This is a genomic window from bacterium (assembly GCA_004322275.1).
Taxonomy (GTDB): Bacteria; Desulfobacterota; Deferrisomatia; order Deferrisomatales; family BM512; genus SCTA01.
Map to the genome: position 1 here is coordinate 84,247 of SCTA01000007.1, position 19,067 is coordinate 103,313.

A 19,067-nucleotide genomic window follows, 5' to 3' on the forward strand; every position below is an offset into this window, starting at 1 on the left:
CCGAAGATGCGTTACCCCCTTTTGCTGAATCTTGAAAACGCGCGCTGCGTTGTCGCGGGAGGGGGCCGCGTAGCCGAGCGCAAGATCGAGGGGCTGTTAAAGTGCGGAGCCCGTGTAACCGTTATCGCCCCTCGCGCGTCTGGTAACCTACAGGCGCTCCACCATCAGAGGCGGATAGAGTGGGAGGCGCGGCCTTTCAGGCCGGAGGACGCCGAGGGTGTTTTTTTGCTTTTCGCCGCCACCGGCGACCGCGAGGCCAACGCCCGCATACTTGGCGCGGGAAAAGCCTTCGGAGCACTCGTCAACGTGGCCGACGACCCCGAGGGGTCGGATTTCCACGTCCCGGCGGTCGCCCGCAAGGGGCCGGTAACCGTGGCGGTCTCCACGGAGGGCGCTTCGCCCGCGCTTTCGGCGTGGCTCAGGGACCTTCTGGCCGAAGCTGTGCCCGATGGAGCGGAAACCACGGCAACCCTTCTTTCGGGGCTTCGCCGCCGCCTTTCGGAAGACAAAAAGGAGCCCGCTTCGGAGCTATTCAAAAAGCTTCTCGAAGCCGGGGTCGCAAACGACCTCGGAGCGGGAGAGATCGAGCGGGCGCGCTCGAAGACGGATTTGATTTTTGGTCCGGGGGCTTACTCGGACGCGATGAAAGAGATCTTGGAGGATACATGAATATTTGGTTGCTTCGGCTGGCGATAGTCGTATATCTCCTCGCCGCCGTCGGCCAAATGGCCTTTCTGATAACCCTGAAGGACGAGATACGGAAGTGGGCGGCGAGATTGTCTTACGCGGCCTTCGCGCTCCATTTCGTCGTCCTGGCGGTCCGCTTCATAGAGGCGGGCTACGTCCCAATGACCACCCTCCACGAGTCCTACAGCTTTTTCGGGTGGTGCATCATGGGGCTCTATCTCCTTTTGCAGCTTCGCTACCACATACCCAGCTTCGGCGCCTTCGCCACCCCGCTGGCGATGTTGATGCTCCTCGGGGCGGCGGTGACTCCCTCGAAGATTATCGAGCTTCCCCCGGCTCTCCAGTCCGGCTGGCTCCCGATACACGTAGGCCTTCTCTTCATAGGAGACGCCGCCTTCGCTCTTGCCGCCGCTGCGGGGGCGATGTACCTGATTCAGGAGCGCCAGCTAAAACAGAAGAAGATGGGCTCCCTCTTTCACCGGCTCCCGAACATCGGCGTCCTCGACGAGATAAACTACCGCTGCCTCACCATCGGCTTTCCCCTTCTGACGATCGGGATTATAACCGGCGCGGCGTGGGCGCAGGAAGCCTGGGGAACCTACTGGTCGTGGGACCCGAAGGAGACCTGGTCGCTCATAACCTGGTTTTTGTACGCCGCCCTTCTCCACGGCAGGATGACGGTGGGGTGGCGTGGAAGGAAGGCGGCGCTCTGGTCTATCGCCGGGTTCGCCAGCGTTATCTTCACCTTCCTCGGCGTGAACTACATTCTTCCGCTTTTATTGCCTAATCTCGAAAGCCTTCACATTTACGGTTAACGGCGGCCTTTTTATTTCGCTTTCATTGAAGAGTAAGCATGGAAATAGCAGTAGTCGGACTCAGTCATAAAACCGCTCCCGTGGAGATACGCGAGAAGGTGGCCTTCGCCCCCGACCAGCTCCACGAGGTCGCCAGAACCGTGCGCGGTCTTTCGGGCGTGCGGGAGGCGGTAATCCTCTCCACCTGCAACAGGGTCGAGGTTTACGCAGCGGTGCGTTCGAGGGACGAGGGCGTCGAGGCGCTCATCCGCTTCATGTCCGAGTATCACCGGATACCGCTGGACAAGCTCCGCCCCCATATCTATTTTTACGCCGGTTCCGACGCCGTCCATCACGTCTTTCGCGTCGCCTCCAGCCTCGATTCGATGGTCGTCGGCGAGCCGCAGATACTCGGGCAGGTGAAAGACGCCTTCGAGAAGGCGCAACAGGGCTCCGCCACCGGACTCGTCCTCAACCGCTTCATGCACAAGGCTTTCAGCACGGCCAAGCGCGTGAGGACGGAGACGAGAATCGCGCAGGCGGCGGTTTCCATGTCCTTCGCGGCGGTCGAGCTTGCAAGAAAGATCTTCGGAGAGCTTTCCGGAAAGACGGTCATGGTCGTCGGCGCGGGGGAGATGTGCGAGCTCGCCGCGACGCACCTGGTCGAAAACGGAATCTCGCGGGTCATGGTCACGAACCGCACCTTCGCGAGGGCGGAAAAGCTGGCCGAGCAGTTCGGCGGCACCGCGGTGCCCTTCGACCTCTTCACAAAGCACCTTCACGAGGTGGATATAGTCATCTCCTCCACCGGCGCGCCCCATCTCGTCGTAGAGGCGGCGCACGTTAAGGAGGCGATGAAGCTGAGAAAGCAGCGGCCGATGTTCCTTATAGATATCGCCGTTCCCCGCGACATCGACCCCGCCATAAACCAGATAGACAACGTCTATCTCTACGACGTGGACGACCTGCAGGGAATAATCGACAGCAACAAGAAGGAGCGCGCCAAGGAGGCGGACAAGGCGGAGATAATCGTCCGCGAGGAGGTCGAAACCTTCCTCAAGTGGATAAAGATGCTCGACGTGACGCCGACCATCCGCCAGCTCCGCGATCAGTTCGACGCCATACGCATCTCCGAGCTGGAAAAGACCCTCAAAAACTTCGGCGACGAGATGACCCCGAAGCAGAAAAAGAGCCTTGAAGCGATGACTACGGCCATCGTGAACAAGATATTGCACCAGCCGACGATTTGCCTTAAACAGCTCGCCGAGGACCCCGACATAGACCTTTCGCTCGATTCGGTCCGCCGGGTCTTCGGCCTTTCCGAACTTGAAGACAACGAGGAGGAACCGCGTGAGTAAGCGCGCCCTTAAAATCGCAACAAGAAAGAGCCCTCTCGCCCTCTGGCAGGCGAACTGGGTAAAGGACCAGCTCGAAGCGCTCTATCCCGGCATCGAGGTGGAACTCGTCCGCATAATGACCAAGGGCGACAAGATTCTCGACGTTCCGCTGGCGAAAGTCGGCGGCAAGGGGCTCTTCGTCAAGGAGATAGAGGACGCCCTCGTGGACGGCCGCGCCGACATAGCCGTCCACTCGATGAAGGACGTACCCACCGAATTTCCCGCCGGGCTTCACCTGCCGGTCATCCTGAAGCGCGAAGACCCGAGAGACGCCTGGTTCTGCACGACGGGAGACACCTTCGCCACCATAAAGCAGGGCGCGAGAATCGGCACCTCCAGCCTTAGGAGAAAGATTCAGCTCTGGTCCCGCCGCCCCGACCTCGTCTTCGAGGACCTTCGCGGCAACGTGGACACGCGCCTTCGCAAGCTCGAAGAGGGGCAGTACGACGCCATCGTCCTCGCGGCGGCCGGGGTAAAGCGCCTTCGCCTCGCGGACAAGGTCAGCGCCTATCTCGGCAGCGAAGACGTTCTTCCCGCCGTCGGTCAGGGCGCGGTGGGAATAGAGTGCAGGTCGGACGACCCCGATACCAACGCTCTCATAGCCCCCCTACGCGACGAGGAGACCTATACGCGAGTCAAGGCCGAAAGGGCCTTCCTACGCCGCCTCGAAGGCGGCTGTCAGGTTCCCATCGCCTGTTACTCCGAGGTTGACGGAGAAAATATCCACATCCGCGGCCTCGTCGGCAGCCTCGACGGGCAGCGCGTCGTGACCGGCGAAATTACCGGAAACAAGAGCGAAGGGCTCAGTCTCGGCGTTTCGCTGGCCGAAGAGCTTCTGGGCAGGGGCGCGAGGGAGATACTCGCCGAGGTCTACGCGCAGGGGCTCTACAAGGAATGAGCGGCTTTGTCTACCTCGTGGGCGCGGGACCGGGCGATCCGGGACTCCTCACCCTGCGGGGGCGTGAAGTGCTCGAAAGGGCGCAGGCGGTAATCTACGATTACCTCGTCCACACGGATATCCTCGAATACGCCCCGAAGGACGCTCTTCTCCAGAAGATGGGGAAGCAGGGCCACGGAGCGCAGCACCCGCAGGATGCGATAACCGAGAGGATAATCGAGCTGGCGAAGCAGGGGCTTCGGGTCGTCCGCCTCAAGGGCGGCGATCCCTCCATCTTCGGCAGAATGGGCGAGGAAGCGCTGGCGATAACCGAGGCGGGCATACCGGTCGAGATTATCCCCGGCGTCACTGCGGCTTCGGGCGCGGCGGCCTACGCCGGAATACCCCTGACCCATCGCGACTACGCCCCCTGCGTGACCCTCGTTACCGGCCACCGGCGCGGCGACGGAGGCGAGGGGCCGGAGATCGACTGGAACGCCCTCGGCAAGCTCGGCGGCACCATCGCCATCTACATGGGGATGATGCAGCTCGAAGGCGTCGTAGAGGAACTCATAAAGGCCGGAAGATCGCCCGACACACCCCTCGTGGTGGTCCACCGGGCCACCTGGCCGGAGCAGCGGGTCATCGAGAGCACCCTCGCAGGTGTAGTGGAAAAGGTGAGGGACGAAGTTATTCCTCCCCCCTCCCTCGTCATAGTCGGCGAGGTGGTAAAGGCCAGAAGCAGGCTCGGCTGGTTCGAGAAATCGCCCCTCAAGGGCAGGCAGATACTCGTTACGAGAGCCTTAGCCCAGTCCCGCGAGCTTTGCCACCTGCTCAAGGAGCGCGGCGCGGTGCCGATAGAGCTGCCGCTCATAGAGCTTCGCGCCTTCGGCCACCGAAGCGGGATAGACTCCACCCTTCGGCGGCTCTTCGCCTACGACTGGGTGATCTTCTCCTCGACAAACGCCGTGGAGTTCACCTTCGAGCGCCTGCACGAACTCAAGCTGGACGCCAGAGTCTTCGGCGCGGCCAGAGTCATGGCCATCGGCCCCAAGACCGCCGAATGCCTTGAGACCTTCGGCATCAGGGCCGACGCGGTGCCGGAAAAGTTCATCGCCGAGTCGATCGTCGAAGAATTCAAAAAGATGGATGGCCTCAAGGGGATGAAGGTTATCATCCCGAGAGCGAAGGAGGCGAGGGAACTTGTCCCCGAAGAGCTTGAGAAGATGGGCGCGAAAGTCGAGACGGTGGCCATCTACGAAAACGTCCGCCCCGAGCCGCACCCTCTTGCCCTGCAGGTCGTGAGGCAGAAGATGATCGACGCGGTGACGCTGGCCTCCCCCTCGGCGGCGGTGAACTACCTCCAGCTTCTCGAAGAGGAGAAACTGGAGAAGGATTTCGCTCCCTGCATAGTCATCGGCCCCTCCACCGAGAAGAAAGCCCTTTCCCTCGGCCTTCCCGTGGTCGGAATGGGAGAGGAATACACCGTGGAGGGCATGGTGGCGGCCCTCGAAAAGTACTTCGGAAGCAAAGAAAACAAAGGTTAAGATATGAAAAGCGAATTTATCCCGAAATGGATCGCGTGGGAGTCAACCCAGCGCTGCAATTTACGGTGCGTCCACTGCCGCTGCTCCTCCGACCTGGAGGCGGCGGAGGGGGATTTCACCACAGAGGAAGCCTTCAAACTCATCGACGACATCTGCGAGCTTTCAAAGCCCGTGATGGTTCTCTCCGGCGGCGAGCCGCTGCTTCGGAAGGATATCTTCGAGATAGCGAAGTACGGCACCGGCAAGGGCCTTCGCATGTGCATGGCCACCAATGGCGTCCTCGTCACCGACGAGGTATGCGAAAAAATGAAGGAAGCCGACATAAAGATGGTCTCCCTCTCCCTCGACGGGCCGAGCGCGGAGGTTCACGACAACTTTCGCGGGAGTCCGGGAGCCTTTGAGGGCACCGTCCGCGCCGCCGGCCTCTTCAAAAAGCACGGCATAAAGTTTCTCGTCAACTCCTCCTTCACCAAGCGAAACCAGCCGTACATAGCCGACACCTTCAGGCTGGCAAAAAGCCTCGGCGCGACGGCGTGGTACATGTTCATGATCGTCCCCACCGGGCGCGGCGAGGAGATCATGAACGAGCTTATCTCCAAGGAGGATTACGAGGAGCTTCTGACGTGGCACTACGAGCAGGAGAAGCACGAGGACCAGATTCTCATGCGGCCCACCTGCGCGCCCCACTACTACCGCATCGTACCGCAGATGGCGAAGAAGGAAGGGGTCAAGTTCGAGCGCCGCTCGCTGACCTTCTCCACCGGGGGAGGAAAGGGGTGCATCGCCGCCCAGACCATCTGCCTCATAGACTGCTTCGGCAACGTAAAGCCCTGCAGCTATTTCCCGATGTCGGCGGGCAACGTCAAGACCGAGAAGTTCAAGGATATCTGGGAGAATTCGCCGCTCTTCAAGGACCTTCGCAACTTCAAATCCTACAAGGGCAAGTGCGGCGAGTGCGAATTCATCAACGTCTGCGGAGGGTGCAGGGCGAGAGCCTACGCCGTCTCCGGGGATTATCTTGCGGAAGAACCTTTCTGCGACTACGTTCCCGTCAGAATGAACAGGGAAAAGTAAAAGGAGAATTTATGAGCCGTAGCGATAGATTTCTGAAAGCGTGCAGAGGGGAGCCGGTAGACACCACCCCCGTATGGATAATGCGCCAGGCCGGGCGTTACATGAAGGAGTACCGCGACGTGCGCGAGAAGTACACCTTCCTCGAAGTCTGCCACATCCCCGAGGTGGCCTGCGAAGTCACCCTCCAGCCCCTCGACAGGCTGAACGTGGACGCGGCGATACTCTTTTCCGACATAATGATTCCCCTCGAAGGGATGGGCTGCAAGGTGGATTTCAACCCCGGCCCGGTGATGGAGCCGATACGCACCCGCGCCGACGTTGACGCGCTTCGCGTCTGCAACCCCGAGGAGGACGTTCCCTTCGTCCTCGACGCGGTGAAGCTGATACGAAAGGAGCTGGGCGGCAAGGTTCCGCTCATCGGCTTTTCCGGCGCTCCCTTCACCCTCGCCGCCTACATGGTCGAAGGCAAGGGCTCCCGCGAGTTCGCCAACTTCAAGAGAATGATGTTCGGCGCTCCCGATCTCTTCAACGACCTGATGGAAAAGGTCTCCGACACCGTAATCGCCTACCTGAACGCTCAGGCGAAGGCGGGCGCTCAGGCCCTCCAGATCTTCGATACCTGGGGTGGCATCCTCTCCCCGGCGGACTACAAAAAGTACGTCCTGCCCCACTCGAAGCGGATAATCGACAGCCTCGACAAATCCGTCCCGGTAATCAACTTCGTCAAGGGCTCCGGTCTCATGCTCGACCACGTCAAGGAGGTCGGCGGCGACGTAATCGGCCTCGACTGGCACATCGACATCGAAAGGGCCATTAAGGAGCTCGGCCCCGATTTCGCCGTGCAGGGGAACATGGACCCCTCCTACATGTTCGCCCCGGTGGAGCTTGCAAAGAAGACCGCGGCCGAGATTACCGAAAAGGGCAAGAAGGCCAAGGGTCACATTTTCAACCTCGGTCACGGCATAATGCCGATGGCGGACGTTGAGACGGCGCGAGCGGTTGTAGAGGCCGTACACGAGGCGGGAGCCCGGTAGCCGAATGGCTGAAAAGCACACGGCATCCGAAGGAATTGATGCTCTTGAAAAACTCTCGAAAGAAGAGCTTGTAAAGATAATTCTGGACGACGCCAAAAACTGGCTCGCCCACGATGGCCTCTGGTTTCAGGCGGTGGAATCGGCGCATGGGATGGAGGCCGCCATACACGCCGATACCGAGGCTTGGCGGAGATTTTCGCCCATCGAAGCCCGGAGGATCATGGATCGCCTTGGCATTAAACCCGGAGGCGGAATCCCGGCGCTTAAGGAATGCCTTCGGCACAGGATGTACGCGAGACTCAACGTTCAGGAGTGCGTGGACACGGACGCGAGCATGGTTTTCCGAATGGTCGAGTGCCGGGTGCAGTCCGCGAGGGCGCGAAAGGGACTGGAGCCCTTCCCCTGCAAAGCGGTTGGCATCGTTGAATACTCCGAGTTCGCGAAAGCCGTCGATCCCAGGCTGAGGGCCAAATGCGTCGCCTGCCCGCCCGACAAGGGCGAAAGGGACTTCATGTGCGCATGGGAGTTCATTTTGGAGTAACACTTCCCTGCCCGAGCAGGGCGTTTGCTGGAACAAAAAAGGCCTGCCGGTTTCGGCAGGCCCTTCGTCTTTTCAGTGCGTAGAGCTGTTACTTGTCTTTTTTGGGGAGCTTGACGAGGACGAAGAGGGTGTTTTCGCCGCGCTTGACGAGGAGGAGTATCGAACCTTTGCCGCTCTTTTTGGCTTCGCTTATCTCGTCCTGGAGCTGCTTCATCTTGGAGACTGCGGTCTGGTTGATCTCGATGATGATGTCTCCGCGACGAAGTCCCGCTTCCTGCGCGGCGCTGCCGCCTTCCACGTCGGTTATTACGAGCCCTTCTTTCGTGTCGATGTTGAGGGCTTCGCGAAGTTCCGGCGTTATCTCCTGAACCACCATTCCTATAGTCTGTTTGCCCACTTCCTGAGCGGCGGCGGCCTCGCCCTCCATCTCGCCCAGCGTCGCGGTCAGCTTTTTCTTCTCGCCCTTCCGAAGAATCGTCATCTCCACAACCGCGCCGGGGGCGTGGCTCGCCACCATGAAGGGGAGCTGCTTTGAATTCTTGATCGGCTTGCCGTCGAATTCGAGGATTACGTCTCCGCGCTCAAGACCGGATTTTTGCGCCGGGCCCTTGTCGAGAACGTCCGACACGAGAGCGCCCGCGGGTTCGGTAAGGTTAAGCGAGTCGGCAATCTCCTCGGTAAGGTCCTGAATCATCACGCCCAGCCAGGCGCGGGTGACCTTGCCGCTGGATTTGAGCTGGGAGATTACGGATTTGGCCATGTTTATCGGGATGGCGAAGCCGATTCCGGCGCCCTGAGTGTTTTTCGCGGCGTTTATGCCGATTACGCGCCCCTTGATGTCGAAGAGAGGGCCGCCGGAATTGCCGAAATTGATGTCGGCGTCGGTCTGGAGGAAGCTGTCGTAGGGACCCATGCCGATTATGCGCTCTTTGGCGCTGATAATACCGGCTGTTACCGAGTGGCCGAGGCCGAAGGGGTTGCCGATGGCGAGCACCCAGTCGCCTACGCGCACGGTTTCGCTGTCGCCGGGCTTTACGGGTTTCAGCACGTATTTGCCCGGATCGATCTTCAATACCGCCACGTCTGTCTTCGGATCGGCGCCGACTACCTTGGCCTCGAACTTTTTACCCTCGGAAAGGCGGACTATGACCTCGTCCGCTCCCTCGACGACGTGATTGTTGGTGATGATGTAGCCGCTCTCGTCCCAGATGAAGCCGCTGCCGAGGCTCTGCGTTTTCCGGCTGCCGTTTTCTTCGCCCTGTCCGCCGAAATGCTTGAAAAAATCGTCGCCGAAAAATTCGCGGAAGGGGTCCAGCCTGCCGCCGGGCATGGAGGGCATGCGGAATTTCTCCGTCTTGGTCGTCGAGATGTTGACTACCGAGGGGGTAAGGTTTTCCGCCAGGTCCGCGAAGGAGTCGGGCGCGGGCGCCGCCGAGGCGACGGTGGTGACAAAAAAGGCCGCGGCCACCGCCAGCGCGGTTGAGAGTGTTTTGATCTTCATCTAAAAGACCTCCGGTTTATGGTTCACTCGAAGTTTCCCGTAGAAGAGAAAACTTTCATTGCTGCCCCTTGTCAGGGAGGATATCGGTGTCGACCTCTTCGTCGTCCTCTACGGCGTCTATCCTGTACTTTTCATTCAGCCAGTTGCCGAAATCTAGCATTTTGCAGCGTTCGGAGCAAAAAGGCCTCCAGGAATTTCCTTCCCATTCGACGATTTTTTTACACGCGGGGCATTTGGCTTTCATTTCGTTCCTTCACTGCAACAAGCATCCGTTTGACGGACCCTGATTATACAAGGTTTACCTGTCCGGCCTTTAAAATTCAAGGTTTGGGCGGATTTTCATGGGTGACCGCGATGTCGCCGTCTTTTACCGTTACCGTTATCTTCGCGCCGTCCATAATTTCCTTTGCGATAAGCGCTCTGCCGATGGCGGTTTCCAGGTGGCGCTGGATGAATCTTTGGAGGGGGCGGGCGCCGTAAACCGGGTCGAAACCCTCCTTCGCTATGAAGCGCTTCGCCTCCGGGGCGAGCTCAAGCGTTATCGAACGCTCGGCGAGCCTTCCGCGAAGCCTTCCGGTCATAAGTTCGACGATTTTTTCAATCTCCTCCAGGGTGAGGGGCCGAAAGAGCACCACCTCGTCCAGTCTATTCAGAAACTCGGGGCGGAACTGGCGGCGAAGCTCTCCCATGACGGCGTTTCTCGCCGCTTCGGTTATCTCGCCCTTCGAGTCTATGCCGTCCAAAAGGTAGGTCGAGCCGATGTTGGAGGTCATCGTTATAACCGTGTTCTTGAAATCGACGGTCCTCCCCTGCGCGTCGGTCAGCCTGCCGTCGTCGAGCACCTGCAAAAGGATGTTGAAAACGTCGTGGTGGGCCTTTTCCACCTCGTCGAAGAGGATGACGGAGTAGGGCTTTCTCCTGACCGCCTCGGTGAGTTGCCCGCCCTCCTCGTAGCCGACGTAGCCGGGAGGAGCCCCGACAAGCCTCGATACCGTGTGCTTCTCCATGTATTCGCTCATGTCGATGCGGATGAGGTTCTCCTCGCTGTCGAAGAGAGCTTCGGCGAGGGCTTTGGTCAGCTCGGTCTTGCCCACTCCGGTGGGGCCCAGAAACAAAAAGGAGCCGATAGGGCGGCGCGGGTCTTTTATCCCGGCGCGGGCGCGTATCACCGCGTCGGCGACGTAGCCCACCGCCTCGTCCTGGCCGATTACCCGCTTGTGGAGTATCTCGTCGAGCTTGAGAAGCTTCTCCCGCTCGCCCTCCATCAGGCGCGTTACGGGAATGCCTGTCCAGTTGGAGACGATAACGGCTATCTCGTCCTCGGTGACCTCTTCGCGGAGGAGTTTTTCCGTTCCCTCTCCCTCGCGTATTTCCGCTTCCTTCTCCAGAAGCTCCCTTTCGAGTTTCGGAAGTTCTCCGTGCTTGAGTTTCGCGGCCTTTTCAAGGTCGTAGTCCCGTTCCGCGACCGTTACGTCGCGCCGGGTTCTCTCTATCTGCTCGCGAAGAGCCTGAACCTTCTGGATGGCGCGTTTTTCGTTTTCCCACTGCGCCAGTTTGGCGGAAAGCTTCTCGCGCAGGTCGGCGAGAGTCTTCCGGAGCTCTTCGAGGCGCTCTTTGGAGGCCTTGTCCTTCTCCTTTTTGAGGGCTGCCTCCTCGATTTCGAGCTGCATCACCCTTCTCTTCACCTGGTCAAGTTCGGAGGGGAGGGAATCTATCTCGGTCCGTATCGTGGCACAAGCCTCGTCGATGAGGTCTATCGCCTTGTCCGGCAAAAAGCGGTCGGAGATGTAGCGATGGCTTAGGACCGCAGCCGCCACGAGGGCGTTGTCCTGAATATGCACTCCGTGGTGGACCTCGAAGCGCTCTTTTAACCCGCGAAGTATGGAGATGGAGTCCTCCACGGTGGGCTCGGTGACCATGACCGGCTGGAAGCGCCGCTCCAGCGCCGGATCCTTTTCGACGTGCTTTCGGTATTCGTCGAGGGTCGTGGCCCCGATGCAGTGAAGCTCGCCCCGCGCGAGGAGGGGCTTTAGCATGTTGCCCGCGTCCATCGCGCCCTCGGCCTTGCCCGCGCCGACTATGGTGTGCATCTCGTCGATGAAGAGTAGGATTCGCCCCTCGGCGGCGCGAATCTCGTTGAGGACGGCTTTCAGCCTCTCTTCAAACTCGCCCCGGTACTTCGCCCCGGCGATGAGAGCGCCCATGTCGAGGGCGTAGAGGGTCTTGTCCTTCAGCCCCTCGGGCACGTCGCCGCGTACTATGCGCTGGGCCAGCCCCTCGACGATGGCCGTCTTGCCGACGCCCGGCTCGCCGATGAGCACAGGGTTGTTCTTTGTCTTGCGGGAGAGAATCCGTATCGTCCTTCGTATCTCCTCGTCCCTGCCGATGACCGGGTCGAGTTTGCCGCTCCGGGCCTCCCTGACGAGGTCTCTTCCGTAGCGCTCAAGCGCCTCGTAAGTGGCCTCGGGGTTGTCCGATTCGACCTTGTGGCTGCCCCGGACCGAAAGGAGCGCGGTGAGGAAGGACTGGCGCGAGAGCTTGTACTCGCCCAGCGCTTTCGCCAGATCGCCTCCTTCATCGAGAATCGCCAGAAAGAGATGTTCGACGGAGACGAAGGCGTCCTTAAGCTTCTTTGCCTCCTCTTCGGCTCTGACGAAAATCTTTTGGAGGCGGTTCGTGATGAATATCTTCCCGGGCTCGACGCCGGGGCCGGTTACCTGCGGCTTTCGGTCGAGTTCCCGTGAAATTCTGCTCTTCAGGTCGCCGGGAGGTATCTCCATCTTGTCCATGAGGCGGGGGATGAGCCCCTCCTCCTGGCTTACGAGAGCTAACGCGAGATGTTCGGCGTCCACCTCGCGGTGGTTCATCCTGATAGCCGTTTTCTGGGCTTCGGAGACGGCTTCCTGCGATTTCTGGGTAAACTTCTGTAAATCCATAGTATCTCTCCGTGTTGGCAATAACCTGTGGTTTAAAAGTTAAGTCCGCTTTTTGAAAAGACAAGTTGTTTGCCCTCTGTTAATATCCTTGACCCATGAATCCTGGGATTGAGAAAAGAAATAACCATGAGCGATAAAAAAGATTGCGGCTGCAACTCCGGCTGCGGAGCGGAAAAGAAAGTCCCCTCCGGAAAGCCCGTCCTCCTGAAAATGGCGGATTCGGACAGCGCTCCTTTGGTTGACCTTCGGGAAAGCCGCTGGGAGCCGCACAAACAGACCTTTGTTACCGGGTCCGTCGAAACGCCGGCGGGCTCTGTCCCCATCGTCTCGCACGAGATTACCTCCGGGGACCGTCTCGGAACGTTTTCGGTAAGGCTCGGAATCGGAAGGGACAGCTACACCGTGGTGCCGGGGCTGTACTCCTTCGGCTCTCCGGACGAACACTCGCCCCTCGTCGCCACCTGTAACTACAAGCTCACCTTCGACCTTCTCAGAAGGGAGTGGAAGGGGCTGGACCTCTGGGTTCTTGCGCTCGACACCAAGGGGATAAACGTTTGGTGCGCGGCGGGGAAGGGAACCTTCGGGACACAGGAGCTTCTTTCCCGCATGGGAAAGGCGGGCGTGGACAGGATCGTCGCCCACCGGGAGGTTGTCCTTCCGCAGCTCGGGGCTAGCGGCGTAAACGCCCACGAGGTCAGGAAGGGGAGCGGTTTTCGGGTCTTCTACGGCCCCGTTAGGGCGGACGACCTGAAAACGTATCTCGACGCGGGGAAAAAGGCCACTCCAGCAATGAGAAGGGTGACCTTCACCACCGTCGAGAGGCTGATACTGATCCCCGTGGAGCTTTCCCTCCTCTTTAAGTATTCGCTCTGGATTCTTCCGGCCGGGTTCGCCCTCTCGGGCATCTCAAAGGAAATATGGTCGCCGGAAGCGGCGTGGGCGCGGGGATGGCTTTTTGCCGCAAGCGTGGGCGCGGGGGCTTTCGCGGGCGCTTTCCTGACGCCCCTTCTCCTTCCCTGGCTACCGGGAAAGTCCTTTTCCGTCCGGGGAATCTTCGCGGGGCTCGCCACGACCGTAGGGGCGGCGTTGCTCCTCTCCGGTTCGATGGTTATCTTGGAAAGAACAGGCTTCGTCCTCATGGGAACGGCGGTAGCCTCCTTCGCGGCGATGAACTTTACCGGCGCGACTCCGATAACCTCCCCTACGGGGGTTGAAAAGGAGATGAGGCGGTTCCTGCCGGTACAGCTCATGGCGGCGGCGGCGGGTCTTATAGCCTGGATTGGTGGCGGATTTTTCCGCTGAGAAGGATATTACCGTGAGTCTTGATTATCTGGGTGTCTCCACCCTCGGATTTGACAGGGAGAAATGCGTGGGTTGCCTCATGTGCATCGACGTCTGCCCGCACGGCGTCTTCGTCGCCGAGGGGCGGGCGGTGAAGGTCGAGAACGGGAAAAAGTGCATGGAGTGCGGCGCCTGCGTCAAAAACTGCCCGGCGGGGGCTGTCAGCGTGAAGCCCGGCGTCGGCTGCGCGGAGGCCATACTTACCGGCTGGATTAAGGGCGGCCCGCCCCAATGCGGCTGCTCCGGCTCCGGCTGCTGCTGACCCGCCGCATCGGAATAAATCAATGTTCCCTTTGATTCTCCTCCTCTTCCTTGCGGTGCCCGCAGCCGAAATCTACGTTCTCATAAAGGTAGGCTCGCTTATAGGCGCGCTGGACACTTTTTTGCTCGTGCTGGCTATGGGGGCCTTCGGCGCTTTCTACGCGAGGCGCGAAGGGCTGAGCCTTCTTCGGCGCATCCAGAGGGAGACGAGCGAGGGGCGGATGCCCGGCGGCGCCCTCATCGACGGGGCGCTTCTCCTCGCGGGCGGTGTGCTCCTTATTACTCCGGGGTTTATAACCGACGTTATCGGAATAACATTCATCTTTCCTCCTACCCGAGCGCTCTGGAAGCGAGGTTTCGCCCTCTGGCTCAAGCGCAAGTTCGAGCGCGGCGAAATCGTCTTTAGGCGCTATTAATCCTTTCAGGGGCCTTGGTTGATCGACGCCAGCGGACTATCCAAATCCTTCGGGGGAAGAACTCTCTTCTCAAACGTGGATCTGCGTCTGGACGCCGGGGACAGGCTCGCGCTTGTCGGCCCCAACGGCTCCGGCAAGACCACCCTCATCAAGATTCTGGCCGGAGAGGAACAGGCCGACAGCGGCGAGGTGAGAGGGCGAAGGGGGTCGTCAAACGGCTACCTTCCGCAGGAGGTCGAGGTCGATTCTTCGGAATCCCTGCTCGATTTCGTCGAGAACGTCGCAGGAGAGCTTCGGGAGGTGCAGGAGGGGCTTACCGAGGCGCACAAGCTCCTCGAAGAGGGAGACTCCTCCCCCGAACTGCTCCTTCGCTACGGACACCTTCAGGCCAGGTATGAGTATCTCGGCGGCTACACTCTCCGCTCCGAGGCCAGAAAGATACTCTCCGGCCTCGGCTTTTCCGAAAAAGACTTTTCCCGCCCGCTCAACTCGTTTTCCGGCGGCTGGAGGATGCGCAGCCTCCTTGCCCGCATACTTCTCAAGTCCCCTGAGATAATCTTTCTCGACGAGCCGACAAACCATCTCGACATAGTAACCCTCGAATGGCTCGAAAACTTCATTCGGGAGTCCAAAGCGGGGTTTTTAATCGTCTCTCACGACGTTTCTTTCCTCAACCGCGTGGTGAACGGCGTCTTTGCGCTGGAAAAGAGCGGGGCGGTGAGGACGAAGGGAAATTACGAGCGCTACGTGGAGGAGCGGGAACTTCGCCTTTCACAGCAACGGGCGGCCTTCGAGCGCCAGCAGCGAAAGCGCGCCGACGAGGAGCGCTTCATAGAGCGCTTCCGCTCCAAGAACACCAAGGCCAAACAGGTCCAGTCGCGGATTAAGCGGATGGAAAAGGAGGAGGTAGTCGTTCCCCTCGAAGCTTTCTCCAGCGAGAAACCGGCGATCCGCTTTCCCCAGCCGGGGCGTTCGGGGAAGGAGGTGGTTTTCCTTGAAGGAGTGGTGGCGGGCTACGGCCCGAATATCATCTACAAGGGACTCGACTTCAAGCTCTTCCGGGGTGACAAGGCGGTTTTCATCGGCCCCAACGGCGCGGGAAAATCGACCCTGCTCAAGCTCATCGCGGGAGTCATAGCTCCGTCGGCGGGAACCGTCACTTACGGCCACAACGTCACCCGCAGCTACTTTTCGCAGCACCAGATGGAGCTTTTGTCCCCCAACCGGACCGTTCTGGAAGAGATACTGACCCTGCCGGGCTACAGGACCGAGCGGGAGGCCAGATCTCTCCTCGGAGGTTTTCTCTTTTCCGGCGACGACGTGGAAAAGAAGGTTTCCGTCCTCTCCGGCGGCGAGAAGTCGCGGCTGGTGATGGCGAAGCTCCTTCTGGAGCCGGGAAACCTCCTCCTGCTCGACGAGCCCACCAACCACCTCGACATCGACGCCTGCGAGACCCTGAAAAACGCTCTTTTCGAGTTCGGCGGGACGATAGCCGTAATCACCCACGACCGCGACCTGATAAACAGGGTGGCCAACAAGGTGATTTACGTGGATGGGGGAAGATGCGAGGAGTACCTCGGCAATTACGACGATTTTCTCCGGGCGAGAAGCTCCCGCATCCAGACCGTTTCGCCCGGCGAGACGGAGGCCGGGGAGTCGGCGGGTCAGAAGAGCTCGAAGGGCAAAGAGGCGCGAAAGAACGCCGCCAAAAGCCGGGAGGAGTTTTACAAAAGGACAAAATCCCTTCGCTCCGGAGTCTCGGAGCTGGAAAAAAAGATAACCGGAGGCGAGGGGAGGCTCGCCGAGGTGGAATCGCTGCTCTCAGCGCCTGAAATCTATTCGGACCCGAAAAAAGCCGCCGAACTTTCGCGCGAGCGGTCCGGTCTCGAAAGCGAAATCACCGCCGCCTCGCACGAGTGGGAGGCGCTGGCGCTTGACCTTGAGGAGCTTGAGAAAACCCTCCGCGAGGAACTGGAGCTGGAATGACCCCTGCAGCCGGTGAAGAGGAAGGTGGTGCGAGGCAGGCCCTCGCCTTCATAATAAAAGCGGGCTCCGTGCCTCTTTTCTCGGGCAAAGCTTCGCTCTGGGTCGAGGCGCTCCGGGACGGCGACCCCCTTGACTCCGCGAGACTGCTTGAGTTTTCAGCCCGCTTTTCGAGGCAGGACTCTATCGGCAAGGCGGTCTTTATGCCGCTTCTGGATTACAGGGCGATCTTCGAGAGGGTGGGAAATTCGCGGATGGCTTCGATTCTCGACTCCGCGAGGTCGGAGAACCTCTGCGCCGCCCTGCTTTTTCTGGAGGACGCGGGCCCGCCGAGAGGCCCCGAAACCCTGGGCAATCCTCCTGACCCGATTACCGAGCAGATGTCGCTCGGCCACAAAAAGACGGCTGTGAGGGGGCTTCGCTCCCCGCTTCTTGAGAGGCTCTTGAAAGACCCCGACGAGAGGGTTGTCAGGGAGGCGCTCCGGAATCCGAGGCTTCGCGAGAGCGAGGTAGTGGCCATCGCGAGCCGCAGGCCCTGCCCAGAAGAGGTCTTTTACCTTCTCGCGGCTTCGCCGGGGTGGATCGCCCGCCCGGCGGTGGAGCGGGCGGTTCTCTTCAACCCCTATGCTCCCGTCAGGCTGGCGACTCTGCTGCTGGTCTGCCAGCCGTCGCAGGTTCTTCTTGAGGTCATAAATGATAACGGGCTCCATCCGTCGGTGCGTGATGGAGCCCGTGAAATTCTTGCCTGGACATGAAAAACTGCTGCGAGGACCGTTTACGTCGTCGCGTGCTCACTCGAAACTCGCCTAACCCTTTGTTATGTCTCGCTTCTCGCTGTGCGGCTCCTTGTAACCGGTCCTTCTCGCGACGTTTTTCAAAAAGACCGCAAGCTGGTTTCTCGCGAACCTTTTAGGCGGACTTTTCTTCCTTGGTGGCCGTGGCGCTCTTCTGTCCGCCGATTTCTTCGATAATCTTTTTGTTCTCTTCGATGGCCTTTTTGGCTTTGTCTAGCCTCTGGGCCTTGTCTTCGAGATCGGCTATCTCTTCTTCGTCGGGGTTGTTGAGGCCCTTCTTGAAACTTCTTACACCCTTGCCGATGCCCGCCATCATCTCGGGGATCTTCTTCCCGCCGAAGACGAGTAAGACAATGATGAGGATGAGTATTAATTCCTGACTTCCCGGCATGCTGAACATGAAATTACTCCGTTACTGATGGTTGTTTTTGCTTAACTATATAAAGTTACCACAGTATTTGCGGGTGTTCAATTAATAGTCGTGATACTTGTCGAGGTTCTGAAACCTGGTGTAATTGCCGTCGAAGCGAAGCTCCACGGTTCCTGTGGGGCCGTTTCTCTGTTTTCCGATGATTATCTCGGCCTTGCCCTTGATGTCGTCGGGTACGTCGCCGTCCCCGCCCTTCTTCTTTATCTCGCTTCTGGCGTAGATTTCTTCACGGTAGACGAACATGATTACGTCGGCGTCCTGCTCGATGGCGCCCGATTCGCGAAGGTCGGAGATGAGGGGGCGCTTGTCCGGCCTCGATTCGACGCTGCGGTTGAGCTGGCTCAGCGCGATGACGGGTATGTTCAGCTCCTTGGCGAGAGCCTTTAACGACCGCGAAATCTCGCTTATCTCCTGCTCGCGCATGTCATATTTGCCCTTGGCGCGCATGAGCTGGAGGTAATCGACGATTACAAGCTTTATCTTGTGCTCCTTGAAGAGCCTTCGCGCCCTGGCGCGAAGCTCGTAGGTGGATATCGCCGGGGTGTCGTCGATGAAGATGGGCGATTCGGCCAGCACTCCGGCGGCCCGGGAGAGCTTGGGCCAGTCTTCGTCGGAGAGCATGCCGCGCCGCAAATTCTGTGAATTTATCCGCGCCTCGGAGGACATGAGGCGCATGACAAGCTGGTCGCGGCTCATTTCAAGGCTGAAAAAGGCCACGGCGTGATTTTCTTTGCCCGAGGCGTGCTGCGCGACGTTGAGGACGAAGGAGGTCTTTCCCATGCCGGGACGGCCCGCGACGATAATAAGGTCGGAGGGCTGGAGTCCGGCGAGGAGGTCGTCGAGTTCGTAAAAACCGGTCGGCACGCCTGTTATCATCTCCTTGCGGGAGTGAAGCTCTTCGAGCTTTTTCAGCGAGCCCTTGACCAGTTCCTTCATGGTGGGCAGGGAGGAGCCCATTTCCTTCGAGGCCACGTCCAGAATCGCCTGCTCGGAGCGGTCGATGTACTCCTCGACGTCGCTTGCCGAGCCGTAACCTTCCTCCGCTATCTTGTTGGCTGCCTGTATGAGCCTGCGGAGAACGGCCAGCTTTCGCACGATTTCAGCGTAGTGTACGGCGTGCGCCACCGAGGGGACCTGACTGGTGAGCTCGGTTAGATAGGAGGTTCCGCCGATCTTTTCGAGGTCTCCGGAGGAGCGAAGCGCATCGACGAGAGTAACCAGATCGATAGGATCGCCGCGGTCGCTCATGGTGAGCATCACGTCGAAGAGAAGCTGGTGGCCGGAGCGGTAGAAGTCTTCCTTGTCGAGGATTTCGACTACGGGCGAGAGGATTTCGTTGTTCAGCAGAATCGCCCCAAGGGTCGCGCACTCCGCCTCGATATTGTGGGGCGGAACCTTCAGATAGGAGACCGCGGCGTTACTTTGCACGTCCATGGGGCTTTCGGGAAATAAGG

At 59.6% G+C, this 19,067-nt stretch carries 18 protein-coding genes; 13 read left to right on the forward strand and 5 right to left on the reverse strand.

Going from position 1 to position 19,067, the window contains the following annotated elements:
- Positions 1-6 precede the first annotated feature (6 nt).
- The 8 genes from EPN96_02735 to EPN96_02770 are packed head-to-tail and all read left to right on the forward strand — an operon-like array spanning position 7 to position 7,951.
- Positions 7-669: a bifunctional precorrin-2 dehydrogenase/sirohydrochlorin ferrochelatase gene (locus tag EPN96_02735; GenBank protein ID TAL18219.1), complete on the forward strand. Its 663-nt coding sequence runs from the start codon at positions 7-9 to the stop codon at positions 667-669.
- Positions 666-1,502: a c-type cytochrome biogenesis protein CcsB gene (gene ccsB, locus EPN96_02740; GenBank protein TAL18220.1), complete on the forward strand. Its 837-nt coding sequence runs from the start codon at positions 666-668 to the stop codon at positions 1,500-1,502. Before EPN96_02735 ends, ccsB begins: the two co-directional genes overlap by 4 nt.
- 38 nt (positions 1,503-1,540) lie before the next feature.
- On the forward strand, positions 1,541-2,839 hold the full coding sequence (locus tag EPN96_02745; GenBank protein TAL18221.1) for a glutamyl-tRNA reductase: 1,299 nt from the start codon (positions 1,541-1,543) through the stop codon (positions 2,837-2,839).
- On the forward strand, positions 2,832-3,776 hold the full coding sequence (locus tag EPN96_02750; GenBank protein TAL18222.1) for a hydroxymethylbilane synthase: 945 nt from the start codon (positions 2,832-2,834) through the stop codon (positions 3,774-3,776). Before EPN96_02745 ends, EPN96_02750 begins: the two co-directional genes overlap by 8 nt.
- Positions 3,773-5,302 (forward strand): uroporphyrinogen-III C-methyltransferase, encoded by a 1,530-nt coding sequence (gene cobA / locus EPN96_02755; GenBank protein ID TAL18223.1) that lies wholly within the window; start codon positions 3,773-3,775, stop codon positions 5,300-5,302. The genes EPN96_02750 and cobA overlap by 4 nt, the downstream gene beginning before the upstream one ends.
- Before the next feature lie 3 nt (positions 5,303-5,305).
- Positions 5,306-6,376 carry a radical SAM protein gene (locus tag EPN96_02760; protein TAL18224.1) on the forward strand — a complete coding sequence of 357 codons (1,071 nt, stop codon included), beginning with the start codon at positions 5,306-5,308 and terminating at the stop codon, positions 6,374-6,376.
- 11 nt (positions 6,377-6,387) lie between these two features.
- Complete coding sequence (gene hemE / locus EPN96_02765) at positions 6,388-7,410, forward strand: uroporphyrinogen decarboxylase (protein ID TAL18225.1); 1,023 nt, start codon at positions 6,388-6,390, stop codon at positions 7,408-7,410.
- 4 nt (positions 7,411-7,414) lie between these two features.
- Positions 7,415-7,951 carry a hypothetical protein gene (locus EPN96_02770; protein ID TAL18226.1) on the forward strand — a complete coding sequence of 179 codons (537 nt, stop codon included), beginning with the start codon at positions 7,415-7,417 and terminating at the stop codon, positions 7,949-7,951.
- Between the two features lie 88 nt (positions 7,952-8,039).
- Here EPN96_02770 and EPN96_02775 read toward each other — a convergent pair whose 3' ends face one another.
- From EPN96_02775 to clpB, 3 genes are all read right to left on the reverse strand, one after another.
- Complete coding sequence (locus EPN96_02775; GenBank protein TAL18227.1) at positions 8,040-9,452, reverse strand: DegQ family serine endoprotease; 1,413 nt, start codon at positions 9,450-9,452, stop codon at positions 8,040-8,042.
- 55 nt (positions 9,453-9,507) lie between these two features.
- Complete coding sequence (gene yacG, locus EPN96_02780; protein TAL18228.1) at positions 9,508-9,696, reverse strand: DNA gyrase inhibitor YacG; 189 nt, start codon at positions 9,694-9,696, stop codon at positions 9,508-9,510.
- A gap of 76 nt (positions 9,697-9,772) precedes the next feature.
- Positions 9,773-12,388: an ATP-dependent chaperone ClpB gene (gene clpB, locus EPN96_02785; protein ID TAL18229.1), complete on the reverse strand. Its 2,616-nt coding sequence runs from the start codon at positions 12,386-12,388 to the stop codon at positions 9,773-9,775.
- Positions 12,389-12,598: 210 nt separating this feature from the next.
- Between clpB and EPN96_02790 the strand changes: the two genes are divergently transcribed.
- The 5 genes from EPN96_02790 to EPN96_02810 are packed head-to-tail and all read left to right on the forward strand — an operon-like array spanning position 12,599 to position 17,144.
- A complete protein-coding gene (locus tag EPN96_02790; protein TAL18254.1) occupies positions 12,599-13,690 on the forward strand; it encodes a hypothetical protein in 1,092 nt (363 codons plus the stop codon).
- 13 nt (positions 13,691-13,703) lie between these two features.
- Positions 13,704-13,991: a 4Fe-4S dicluster domain-containing protein gene (locus tag EPN96_02795; protein TAL18230.1), complete on the forward strand. Its 288-nt coding sequence runs from the start codon at positions 13,704-13,706 to the stop codon at positions 13,989-13,991.
- Between the two features lie 22 nt (positions 13,992-14,013).
- Positions 14,014-14,406 carry an FxsA family protein gene (locus EPN96_02800; protein TAL18231.1) on the forward strand — a complete coding sequence of 131 codons (393 nt, stop codon included), beginning with the start codon at positions 14,014-14,016 and terminating at the stop codon, positions 14,404-14,406.
- Between the two features lie 18 nt (positions 14,407-14,424).
- On the forward strand, positions 14,425-16,392 hold the full coding sequence (locus tag EPN96_02805; protein TAL18232.1) for an ATP-binding cassette domain-containing protein: 1,968 nt from the start codon (positions 14,425-14,427) through the stop codon (positions 16,390-16,392).
- Positions 16,389-17,144, forward strand: a complete 756-nt coding sequence (locus tag EPN96_02810) for a hypothetical protein (protein ID TAL18233.1) — start codon at positions 16,389-16,391, stop codon at positions 17,142-17,144. The genes EPN96_02805 and EPN96_02810 overlap by 4 nt, the downstream gene beginning before the upstream one ends.
- 154 nt (positions 17,145-17,298) lie before the next feature.
- Here the strand turns inward: EPN96_02810 and tatA are convergent, their stop codons facing one another.
- Both tatA and dnaB read right to left on the reverse strand, forming a co-directional pair.
- Positions 17,299-17,583: a twin-arginine translocase TatA/TatE family subunit gene (gene tatA, locus EPN96_02815; protein ID TAL18234.1), complete on the reverse strand. Its 285-nt coding sequence runs from the start codon at positions 17,581-17,583 to the stop codon at positions 17,299-17,301.
- 72 nt (positions 17,584-17,655) lie between these two features.
- Entirely contained in the window at positions 17,656-19,047 is a 1,392-nt protein-coding gene (dnaB, locus tag EPN96_02820) for a replicative DNA helicase (GenBank protein ID TAL18235.1), read from the reverse strand.
- Positions 19,048-19,067 lie beyond the last annotated feature (20 nt).

Coding starts and splice junctions, on each gene's coding strand:
- EPN96_02735 (TAL18219.1), top strand. CDS start 7: ATGCGTTACCCCCTTTTGCTGAATCTTGAAAACGCGCGCTGCGTTGTC.
- ccsB (TAL18220.1), top strand. CDS start 666: ATGAATATTTGGTTGCTTCGGCTGGCGATAGTCGTATATCTCCTCGCC.
- EPN96_02745 (TAL18221.1), top strand. CDS start 1,541: ATGGAAATAGCAGTAGTCGGACTCAGTCATAAAACCGCTCCCGTGGAG.
- cobA (TAL18223.1), top strand. CDS start 3,773: ATGAGCGGCTTTGTCTACCTCGTGGGCGCGGGACCGGGCGATCCGGGA.
- EPN96_02760 (TAL18224.1), top strand. CDS start 5,306: ATGAAAAGCGAATTTATCCCGAAATGGATCGCGTGGGAGTCAACCCAG.
- hemE (TAL18225.1), top strand. CDS start 6,388: ATGAGCCGTAGCGATAGATTTCTGAAAGCGTGCAGAGGGGAGCCGGTA.
- EPN96_02770 (TAL18226.1), top strand. CDS start 7,415: ATGGCTGAAAAGCACACGGCATCCGAAGGAATTGATGCTCTTGAAAAA.
- EPN96_02775 (TAL18227.1), bottom strand. CDS start 9,452: ATGAAGATCAAAACACTCTCAACCGCGCTGGCGGTGGCCGCGGCCTTT.
- yacG (TAL18228.1), bottom strand. CDS start 9,696: ATGAAAGCCAAATGCCCCGCGTGTAAAAAAATCGTCGAATGGGAAGGA.
- clpB (TAL18229.1), bottom strand. CDS start 12,388: ATGGATTTACAGAAGTTTACCCAGAAATCGCAGGAAGCCGTCTCCGAA.
- EPN96_02790 (TAL18254.1), top strand. CDS start 12,599: ATGGCGGATTCGGACAGCGCTCCTTTGGTTGACCTTCGGGAAAGCCGC.
- EPN96_02800 (TAL18231.1), top strand. CDS start 14,014: ATGTTCCCTTTGATTCTCCTCCTCTTCCTTGCGGTGCCCGCAGCCGAA.
- EPN96_02810 (TAL18233.1), top strand. CDS start 16,389: ATGACCCCTGCAGCCGGTGAAGAGGAAGGTGGTGCGAGGCAGGCCCTC.
- tatA (TAL18234.1), bottom strand. CDS start 17,583: ATGTTCAGCATGCCGGGAAGTCAGGAATTAATACTCATCCTCATCATT.
- dnaB (TAL18235.1), bottom strand. CDS start 19,047: ATGGACGTGCAAAGTAACGCCGCGGTCTCCTATCTGAAGGTTCCGCCC.